Origin of the sequence: Ruegeria lacuscaerulensis (assembly GCF_013031245.1) — a bacterium.
Classification (GTDB): Bacteria; Pseudomonadota; Alphaproteobacteria; order Rhodobacterales; family Rhodobacteraceae; genus Ruegeria; species Ruegeria lacuscaerulensis_C.
In genome coordinates, this window is the sequence record NZ_WPZL01000067.1 from 1 (window position 1) to 8,780 (window position 8,780).

Below are 8,780 nucleotides of genomic sequence, written 5' to 3' on the forward strand. Positions count from 1 at the left end.
GTTTCAGCATGATTTCCTTGAAAGGCTGTCATTTTCCCAAGGACGTAGTTTTGTACGCTGTGTACTTCTATCTGCGATATACGGTGTCCTATCGTGACTTGGAAGAGATCATGGCTGAGCGCGGTGTGCGAGTTGACCATGCCACATTGAATAGGTGGGTTGTGAAATACTCGCCGATCGTCGCAGCTCGTGCGCAATCAAAGAAACGCCCAACGTTGAGCTCCTGGCGTATGGACGAGACCTATATTCGTGTTCGCGGCAAATGGACGTACCTCTATCGGGCCGTCGACAAGGCAGGAAGTACCCTTGATTTCATGCTGTCTGAGCGCAGGAACCGTCCAGCGGCAGCCAGGTTCTTTGCCAAAGCTCTGTCTTCAAATGGAATCCCGAGCAAGATCGTCTTCGACAAAAGTGGAGCCAACGCGGCGGGCATTCGAGAGGTGAACAAAATCCTTAATCGGTTTGGTTGCCCAACCAAGATCGAAACAGTCAGGTCCAAGTATCTGAATAACCTGATCGAACAGGATCATCGGTTTATCAAGCGTCGCGTACGGCACATGTGTGGGTTCAAATCGTTCAGATCCGCATCAGCTACTTTGGACGGAATCGAGGTCGCGAACATGATCCGAAAGCAGCAATTCCCCAACGCTACGACGTCGGGCTTTCGGCTATTTGCCGAGATCGCAGGATAGGTGTGTCCATTAAGTTGCTGGCGCTGGCCGTTCCAAAAGTTTGCGACACATCCTTACCAAGCGTGTAGCCGGCAGGCTTCGTCGCAAACTTTATTGATTGGTTGCCTGGAGTAACCCCGGCCGACATGATGTACGGGCAAATTTGTGGAGCAGGTGTCCAGTATGATCTCGTTCAAAGGTTGCCATTTTCCAAAGCAGGCCATTCTTCATGCAGTCTATTTCTACCTGCGATACTCGGTGTCCTTGCGAGATCTGGAGGAGATCCTGGCCGAGCGCGGTGTCACTGTTGATCATGCAACGCTCAGCAGACGGGTGGTGAAATTCTCCCCCTTGGTCGCGATTGAGGCGCATAAGCGAAGGAAGCCCGGCGCAGGTTCCCGGCGAATGGACGAAACCTACCTCAAGGTGCGCGGTCGGTGGATGTATCTCTATCGTGCGGTTGATTGCGACGGGAAAACCCTTGACTTCATGCTATCCGAACGTCGGGACACCGCGGCGGCCAAGAAGTTTTTTGCCAAGGCACTGGCCAACAATGGCATTCCATTGCGTATCGTGATCGACAAGAGCGGAGCAAATGCTGCCGGAATCAGCGAAGTAAACAAGATCCTCAAGCGATTTGGTTGCCCAACCAAGATCACTACGGTGAGATCCAAGTACCTGAACAATCGAGTTGAACAAGACCATCGCTTTATCAAACGGCGAACGCGTCCAATGCTTGGGTTCAAATCCTTCCCGTCAGCGGCAGCGACGCTCGATGGCATCGAGGTCGCTCAGATGATCCGAAAGAAACAGTTCGAACTGGAGGGCGATGGTTTCGCACAGTTTGCGGCTCTCGCTGGATAATTGTGTCCAGTCGGTAGGATAGTTTTTGGCTGAGTGCGAGTTTGCGACAGAGCCCCTGATATTCCTCACCCGCCGCTATCAACTCACCGCAACCTCATGCCGCCACGCCCGCAGCGATGCGTTCAGCCTCTGGGCCGAATACACTACCGAAATGGCAGCATGACCCTGCCTTTTCTAATGCCTCACAATCGGTCGCAAACAACTTGGCAATACCTTTGTGCCATCTATACGGAAATCACGATGCCAGTATTCGCACCAGAGTTACCGGAATATCGCCCAGCGGTCGGCAGAAATTGATAAACTCAGAATTGAACTTGATATGATCTTGCAACTATAAAGGACAAAACCTCGCCTTGCCACTCGAGTGGGAAATGAAACTTCTAGTTGTTGACGATGATCCAACCTTCACCGAACTGATGGTCGCAGAACTGTCACTTCTTGGCCTGAATAACGTCGATTTTGTTCACTCGGGCGAAGCCGCGCTAGATCGCATTGCCGCGTCAAATACCCCATATGACTGCTATCTGCTAGACGTGGAAATGCCCGGGATGGACGGGGTCGAGCTCTGTGAAAAGATTACGACGGACCCGAGCACCAACGGCGCTCCGGTAATCATGGTCAGCGCAAGTTCATCGCTTGACCATGTCGATGGGGCTTTCGCCAAAGGCGCCACGGATTACCTGAACAAACCCCTGCAACGGCGCGAGCTGCAAGGACGTATGCGGATGGTTCAGTCCTTAGCCACGCAGAAACACAAGCTGACCATTGCCAACGACAACAAGCCAGACGCAAGTGATCTGGTCAATCTGTCGGAAATTCCCAATTGCATAGATTATCTGGCGATGCAGAACTATGTACTTAAACTTGGATCGTTGCGGATCAACAGTTTCATTGCCTTTGGTATCCATATCCTGAACCTGCCCGAGGTTTTTGCTGGTAAAGACCGAAGCGGACAATTGGATGCATTGTTGGACGTCGCAGAAACCATAAGCGAAAGCTTGGACGGTGCAGAATATTTGATGTCATATGCGGGTCAGGGGGATTACGTTGTTTTGTTGCCACGGGTCCGGGGGTTTGACGGAGAACCGTTCGAAAATCAGCTGGAAACCAAGTTGAGCGAACTGGCTGGATGGTACAAAGAAGCGGGCGAGGTCGCACCCGTTGTACAGTTTGGTGAGCCGGTTTATCGTAATCTCTTTTCTCTCAGAGCCCCTGACGATTTGCTGGATGTAGCGATAAGCAGTGCGAGAAGTACGCGATATAGCAATAACGAAAGCGCGGCGTCTAGGCCGACTTCACAAAATCGGTCGTTTTAAAGAGCATGACCTTGTCGCCCACTACCACGCAGACTTACGAGCGCCGACTGCAGATCTTGCGCCAAAGGTTTATCGACGGGCTTCCATCCCGGATTTTGCTTCTTGAACAACAAGCTATCGAATTTCGAGCCAATGGAATCGACAGTGACGCTTTGGCGGCAATCAAACATGAGTGCCACAAGTTGGCAGGTGTAGCTGCATCCTTTGGATTTCCCGATATCGGTGCGCGCGCCGGCGAAATCGATACTGCCATATCTACAGGTACCATGACGCGGGATGAGGTGACAGAAGCACTGGAGGACCTCATGAACCAAATGGAAGACCTATTGGACGACACGCAGATCGATAGCTGAAACAGCACTCTTCGATTTGCATGCCGTTCATTGCGAAACAACCGAAAGAGTAGGATGTTCGGAGGATGATAATAGCATCAGGACGCAAAAGCTCGGCTCGGCGTCAGCTGCGCTTTTTGACGGCCATTTATTCAGGCATCATTCTGATTGCCATCGTGTCTTGGTACATTCTTGACCGCGCCTATGTCACGGTGTCCCGCAGAGCCCAGCAGGAGTCCTTGCATCAACTTGTCGAAATGGCACGGGTACGTGCGGATGAAAGGTTGCGCGGCTATGGGTTGATCGTTGAAGGCCTGGTAAACATTCTGGCTCACGACAGTCAACTAAGGCCGGCCGATTTCGACTCTCTGGCGGACATCGTAATTCACGATAACCCCAGCATCATCAACGTCGCCCGTGCGCAAGGTTACGTGGTTACCGATGTATATCCTGTCGCTCTCAACAGCGACGTTCTCGGGGTCGACTTCCGGAATTTCCCTGAGGCAAAAGAAGATTACGATAAGACGATCGCGTCGGGGGAATTCGTCATCTCTGGCCCGATCGATCTGATTCAGGGCGGACGCGGTTTGATCTATCGCCGGGCGCCAATGACCGGAAAAAACGAGGTTTACTCCGTTGTCGTCGATTTTGAGGCATTTTTGAACGACATAGGAATTGCCGACAACAGCCAACTGACGCTGAGCGCTATTCGAAAGATCACGCCTGAAGGGGACAGTGCAGAAAACGTTTACGGTGACCCTTCAGTATGGGAGGTTGATCCGGTTCTCGCTGAAATTTCCCTTGGTGAAATTTCTCTTCAGTATGGAATGGCCCCAGCCAACGGATGGAACGCCCCGTTGCAGGGGCGGCAAATCATTGGGACGCTAATCCTGGTTTTGGCCTCTATAGGCTTGTTCGGCGTCAATTACGCGCGTCGCCTGATCAAGGAACGCTCGCAGGCGCGGCGACAATTGCTGAAGGCTATTGAATCCATAAAAGATGGTTTCGTCATCTTTGATGAGGATGACCGTTTGTCCATGTGCAATGATGAGTACTTGGCTTATTACAGCGAAACCGCAGACCTGATAAAACCTGGCGCCAAGTTCGAGGATATTATCCGCGCCGGAGCCGAACGAGGCCTGTACGCCGAGGCGGTAGGGAACGAGGAAGAATGGATTGCCCAACGTATCGAGCGTCACAAACATCCAGGTGAGCCGTTTGAACAGCAACTCAAAGACGGCCGCTGGCTCAAGATCGCCGAAGCCAAAACCCACAGCGGTGAGACCGTCGGCTTCCGAGTCGACGTGACACAACTGAAAAATGCGCAGAAAGCTGCAGAAGCGGCAAACCAGGCAAAATCGGACTTTCTCAACAACATCAGTCACGAGTTCAGGACGCCTCTATCAGTTATTGTGGGATACCTGGCTTTCCTGAAAAGTAACGAAGTGCTGCCTAGCTACAAAGCCTTGAGTTCAGAGCTGGCCGGGAAACCTCAGGCCTTGGCCGCGTTGGAAGGGTTCTCTGACGAAGTTGGGAAGTTTGCGATCAAAGCCGAGCGATCCGGTAAACATCTTCTGGAATTGATCAATTCTGTCCTCGACTGGGCCTTGGTCAGTGAAAACAGTGTGGAACTGGATCGTTCTCAGCTGAACTTGCAACAACTATTGGCATCACTAATTGAGGACATGCAGCAAAAGGCACAGGAAAAGGGCATCGAGTTGCGTGTTTCCCTTTGCGAGGTCTGGGTGGACGGAGATGAACTGCGCCTGCGGCAGGCGTTCTTGAATTTGCTTTCGAATGCGCTGAAATTCACCGAAACCGGGTTTGTCGCCGTGTCTATGACCAAAGTCGTAGATCGGGCATATGTGACGGTTCAGGATTCCGGACCCGGAATTCCCGAGGACCAGATGAAAACTATTTTTCAGCGCTTCGCGCAGGTTGATACATCCTTGCGCCGCAATCATGCTGGCACCGGTCTGGGACTGGCCATCACCAACAGTTTCGTAGAACTGCACGGAGGTCAGGTTGAGGTTCAAAGCACCCCCGGTGAAGGCAGTATTTTCACGGTGGAGTTGCCGAGCCTGGAGATGCCGCCGCAAAAAGAAGACGCATATTCCACGCCGGAACCTGCCAACTGAACCGAGGGTTCACTGAGATGAAGACCACAGAAGACAGCCAATGTACGAACTAGAGGTTATCCTGCACGTAGACGATGACAATGACATCCTGGACTTGGCCCGAATGGGGTTCGAGTTTGCTGGTGATTTTGTTGTTCATCAATGCCGGACTGGGGCCGAGGCTCTCGCTGTGATTGGCACTGTGAAACCAGACCTTTTGCTGCTTGACGTGAGGATGCCTGATGTAGATGGCATGATGCTCTTGTCGAATATCAGAGGGATACCCGAGTTTTCAGATTTGCCAGCTGTATTCATGACTGGCAGCATCGAAGGTAACAGGCCAGGCGCAACAACGCTTCCGGGTGTGATCGGTCACATCATCAAACCGTTTGATCCCCTAACTATTGCGGATCAGTTAACTAATATCTGGTCCGAGCATCATATGCAGACAGTTTGACCGGTTTTGAAGACTCGTCTGGTGGCTTGTGCGCAGATCTTCCCACGTCCGTCTTGGTCTTTGCGGTGTTTGCTACCGGCAGTTCCACTACAAATGTTGTGCCCGGACCGGCGTTTTTGGTGTAGGTAATTGAGCCTCCCAAGGCCTCCATGATACGCATCGAGATATTCATACCAAGCCCAGTTCCGCCGATCTTGCGTGAATCCGAGGAATCAATCTGGGTGAAATGGCCAAAAACCGTTTCATGGTCTGCTACCGAAAGCCCAATCCCGTGGTCGCGAAACAGAACACGGGCATTGCCATCCCCTTCCTGAACCAAAACCAACACGTCGCTGTCAGGTGGTGAAAACTTGGCTGCGTTGGAAAGGATGTTTGCAAAAACCTGCTTTAGCCGAGCTTTGTCGACCATCACCAAAATTGAGTTTTGCGGCAGTTCTGTTTTTAGGGTCACACCCAAATTTTCCGCGTAGGGCTGAGTTTCGGCAACCGACGCTTCGACGAGTTCTACAAGGTTGGACTCTTTCTGGGAAAACGACATCTTTCCGCTTTCGACGCTCTGAAGGTCCAGGATTTCGTTGATCAATGACAATAGGCGCTCGCAGTTTCGCTGCGCCACGTTCAGAACAAACCCGACCTTTTCCGGTAAAGCCCCCAGTTTTCCCGAAGCCGCCAGGTCGACTGACCCCTTTATAGAAGTCAACGGCGTGCGCAACTCGTGACTCATCGTCGAGACGAACTCTGATTTTGCTTTGTAAGCTATTTCTGATCTCGCATGTTCTTCGCGCAGAAGGTTCATCTGGGCGATCTGGGTTCGATAAAACTTCAGATAGCTTCTCGAGCTGTCGAGAACAAAGGTCAGGACAAACACGCTGGTAAAGAACTGAGCCCACAACTCGGACTTTATTGGCGCATGGGTCAACACGATGTCGCGTAAGGGAATGAACAAGAAGGCGGCCGTGAAAATCGCGAGTCTGATTATGAGAACCGGCATCAGGTGGTGACTGTGCATGGACGCAAAAAGCGCTCCGGAAAACAGAAAGAACAACGACATGAAATGTGTCGTCGGCCCCTGAATGACTGCAATTCCGATCGAGTATGTCACGATTACGCAAGTATTGATCAGCGCCCCGGCATACAGAAATGGTAACATTCTTTGAACGGCGTCACGGTCTTGTGGATCTAAGCTCAAAACCCGTTTGAAAGTCCAGAAATCAAAGACTTCTGATCCGACAACAAAAATCGCCAGAATACCCGCAAACCGAGCATCGTAATAAAATGCAGCAAGACTAAGCGTCGCGATGTATATGAACTGTCTCTGCCACACAAGATCGACGCCCACTTGGCAATAATCTCGCAGTCTTCGCACGAGGAGGCTGGACGGAATTTCTTCTGCGACGTTGTTTTCCACCAGAGTAGACTTATCCAATTTCCGCGTTCCCTTGTTCGCCTGAAGGCGTTTCTCTCACCAATCGGGCAGCACGGCAGCCAAACCCGCATGGGTTGAAAGTTAATTAGGCAATATACCCGGTGAAGTGGCAAGACATAGAGAGATTTCACTGCTCAAATGCGGCAATTTGCATAAACTAGAGTGTTAGAACGTCCTACACCAGGCGCACGTAGCTGATGACAACAAACCAACTCATCCAGAATAACGTTCGAAGCTTCACTGTTTGCCCAGAATTGCTGTCAGTTGTTCGGGAAGAGTGATTGGATCAAAGGGTTTCGTGATCCAATCCACCCCAGGAAAACCAGTCAGTGTGTCTTTGAATGCGGGATCCGCTTTTGCGGTCATGAATACAGCGGGTATGTCCTCATAAAGATCGAGCTTTCGCAACTCTTGCAACAGTTCCAACCCATCCATATCCGGCATCATCACGTCCAGCAAAAGTAGGTCCGGATTCAGTCCGGTTAAGTTTTCAAGAAGGCTTTGAGCCGAACTAAACTGCACAACATCGAATCCGCCGACGACCTCAAGCGACATGCGCGCTATCGAAAGGATGTCTGGGTCGTCGTCGACGTGAACGATCTGTATGGTGTTGCTCATTTCTGACGGTTCAACCGGATTATTCAAGTGCTTCGTGCAATCCTAGATGCCGGAGGGGAAAATTCAATGCGCAACACTTCACCACACGATTTCGGCAGTGGTTTCAAAATAAGATTAGAACTTTTCGGAAACGGAACCAAGCACCCCGACTAGCAGCACTGTTATGCTTTTAATTGAGCAAGGCGCTGAGGATCACCACCACTCCCTCAAAGGTATCTGACCCATATGCGACGATTGCCGGCTTTACCAAAAGCTTTTTTGATTTCACCGACTTCAAAATGGAACTTTACGGCCAAGTCCTTAACGCAGACGGATCGGAAGCTCTTGCTGTGACGGATCCGTCGGCCTACTTCAAAAGAAATCAGCTCATTGTTTTTGCTGGTCCAGTTCACGATTCCGCCCACCAAGCACCGCCGTTCGGCATCGGCGATTTCAACAACTGGATTTGCAAAAAAGTCCGTCCACTTAAGGATACCTGTGCTTACCGCACGGGCAACGGCCTGTTCGATGGTCCTGCTCCGGAGCTTGGTCATGAGCGAATTCGTCTGAACCTTTACTCCGTCGGGGGAAAACCCGACTTGGCGGCCAATTATGGCGGGCCGCAATCCAGCAGCGATCATTTGCAGTATCTCCAGTTCGCTTGGGGACAGCGCATCGAAAGGAAAACTCAGCGCGGTATCGATGACATCAAGTGCAAGAAGATGCAGGATATCCGCATCCTTCCGGAGCGCGGGTAGGGCAGCTGCGATTGGATGTGTCGCAAACTTTTGGAACGGCCAGCGCCAGCAACTTAATGGGCACACCTATCCTGCGATCTCCGCAAATAGCCGAAAGCCCGACGTCGTAGCGTTGGGGAATTGTTGCTTTCGGATCATGTTGGCGACCTCAATGCCGTCTAGAGTAGCCGAAGCGGATCTGAACGAATTGAACCCGCACATGTGCCGTACGCGACGCTTGATAAACCGATGATCCTGTTCGA

10 protein-coding genes and 1 pseudogene are annotated in these 8,780 nt (G+C 51.4%); 7 read left to right on the plus strand and 4 right to left on the minus strand.

Annotation, left to right across the window (positions count from 1 at the left end; all coding sequences use genetic code 11):
- Positions 1 to 8 precede the first annotated feature (8 nt).
- From GOX66_RS24880 to GOX66_RS24905, 7 genes and pseudogenes are all read left to right on the plus strand, one after another.
- The gene (locus GOX66_RS24880; protein ID WP_170766539.1) at positions 9 to 692 is read left to right on the plus strand and encodes an IS6 family transposase; all 684 of its coding nucleotides are present in this window, start codon (positions 9 to 11) and stop codon (positions 690 to 692) included.
- A 162-nt stretch (positions 693 to 854) separates the two neighbouring features.
- Positions 855 to 1,535, plus strand: coding sequence for an IS6 family transposase (locus tag GOX66_RS24885; protein ID WP_170766521.1), 681 nt, complete (start codon positions 855 to 857; stop codon positions 1,533 to 1,535).
- A gap of 55 nt (positions 1,536 to 1,590) precedes the next feature.
- Positions 1,591 to 1,698, plus strand: a pseudogene (locus GOX66_RS25960) (IS6 family transposase); the annotation flags it as partial.
- Positions 1,699 to 1,906: 208 nt separating this feature from the next.
- Complete coding sequence (locus tag GOX66_RS24890; protein WP_170766523.1) at positions 1,907 to 2,851, plus strand: response regulator; 945 nt, start codon at positions 1,907 to 1,909, stop codon at positions 2,849 to 2,851.
- An 11-nt stretch (positions 2,852 to 2,862) separates the two neighbouring features.
- The gene (locus GOX66_RS24895) at positions 2,863 to 3,204 is read left to right on the plus strand and encodes an Hpt domain-containing protein (protein WP_170766525.1); all 342 of its coding nucleotides are present in this window, start codon (positions 2,863 to 2,865) and stop codon (positions 3,202 to 3,204) included.
- A 65-nt stretch (positions 3,205 to 3,269) separates the two neighbouring features.
- Positions 3,270 to 5,321, plus strand: a complete 2,052-nt coding sequence (locus GOX66_RS24900; RefSeq protein WP_170766527.1) for a sensor histidine kinase — start codon at positions 3,270 to 3,272, stop codon at positions 5,319 to 5,321.
- A 40-nt stretch (positions 5,322 to 5,361) separates the two neighbouring features.
- The gene (locus tag GOX66_RS24905) at positions 5,362 to 5,757 is read left to right on the plus strand and encodes a response regulator (RefSeq protein WP_170766529.1); all 396 of its coding nucleotides are present in this window, start codon (positions 5,362 to 5,364) and stop codon (positions 5,755 to 5,757) included.
- Here GOX66_RS24905 and GOX66_RS24910 read toward each other — a convergent pair.
- From GOX66_RS24910 to GOX66_RS24925, 4 genes are all read right to left on the minus strand, one after another.
- Positions 5,720 to 6,907 carry a sensor histidine kinase gene (locus GOX66_RS24910; RefSeq protein ID WP_170766531.1) on the minus strand — a complete coding sequence of 396 codons (1,188 nt, stop codon included), beginning with the start codon at positions 6,905 to 6,907 and terminating at the stop codon, positions 5,720 to 5,722. The two genes, GOX66_RS24905 and GOX66_RS24910, sit on opposite strands and share 38 nt — an antisense overlap.
- 513 nt (positions 6,908 to 7,420) lie before the next feature.
- Positions 7,421 to 7,801: a response regulator gene (locus GOX66_RS24915; protein ID WP_170766533.1), complete on the minus strand. Its 381-nt coding sequence runs from the start codon at positions 7,799 to 7,801 to the stop codon at positions 7,421 to 7,423.
- A gap of 206 nt (positions 7,802 to 8,007) precedes the next feature.
- Positions 8,008 to 8,421, minus strand: coding sequence for a helix-turn-helix domain-containing protein (locus tag GOX66_RS26425; protein WP_419555585.1), 414 nt, complete (start codon positions 8,419 to 8,421; stop codon positions 8,008 to 8,010).
- Between the two features lie 183 nt (positions 8,422 to 8,604).
- A partial coding sequence (locus GOX66_RS24925; RefSeq protein WP_170766537.1) for a DDE-type integrase/transposase/recombinase occupies positions 8,605 to 8,780 on the minus strand: 176 nt, incomplete at its 5' end.

Coding starts and splice junctions, on each gene's coding strand:
- GOX66_RS24880 (WP_170766539.1), top strand. CDS start 9: ATGATTTCCTTGAAAGGCTGTCATTTTCCCAAGGACGTAGTTTTGTAC.
- GOX66_RS24885 (WP_170766521.1), top strand. CDS start 855: ATGATCTCGTTCAAAGGTTGCCATTTTCCAAAGCAGGCCATTCTTCAT.
- GOX66_RS24890 (WP_170766523.1), top strand. CDS start 1,907: ATGAAACTTCTAGTTGTTGACGATGATCCAACCTTCACCGAACTGATG.
- GOX66_RS24900 (WP_170766527.1), top strand. CDS start 3,270: ATGATAATAGCATCAGGACGCAAAAGCTCGGCTCGGCGTCAGCTGCGC.
- GOX66_RS24905 (WP_170766529.1), top strand. CDS start 5,362: ATGTACGAACTAGAGGTTATCCTGCACGTAGACGATGACAATGACATC.
- GOX66_RS24910 (WP_170766531.1), bottom strand. CDS start 6,907: ATGTTACCATTTCTGTATGCCGGGGCGCTGATCAATACTTGCGTAATC.
- GOX66_RS24915 (WP_170766533.1), bottom strand. CDS start 7,801: ATGAGCAACACCATACAGATCGTTCACGTCGACGACGACCCAGACATC.
- GOX66_RS26425 (WP_419555585.1), bottom strand. CDS start 8,421: ATGATCGCTGCTGGATTGCGGCCCGCCATAATTGGCCGCCAAGTCGGG.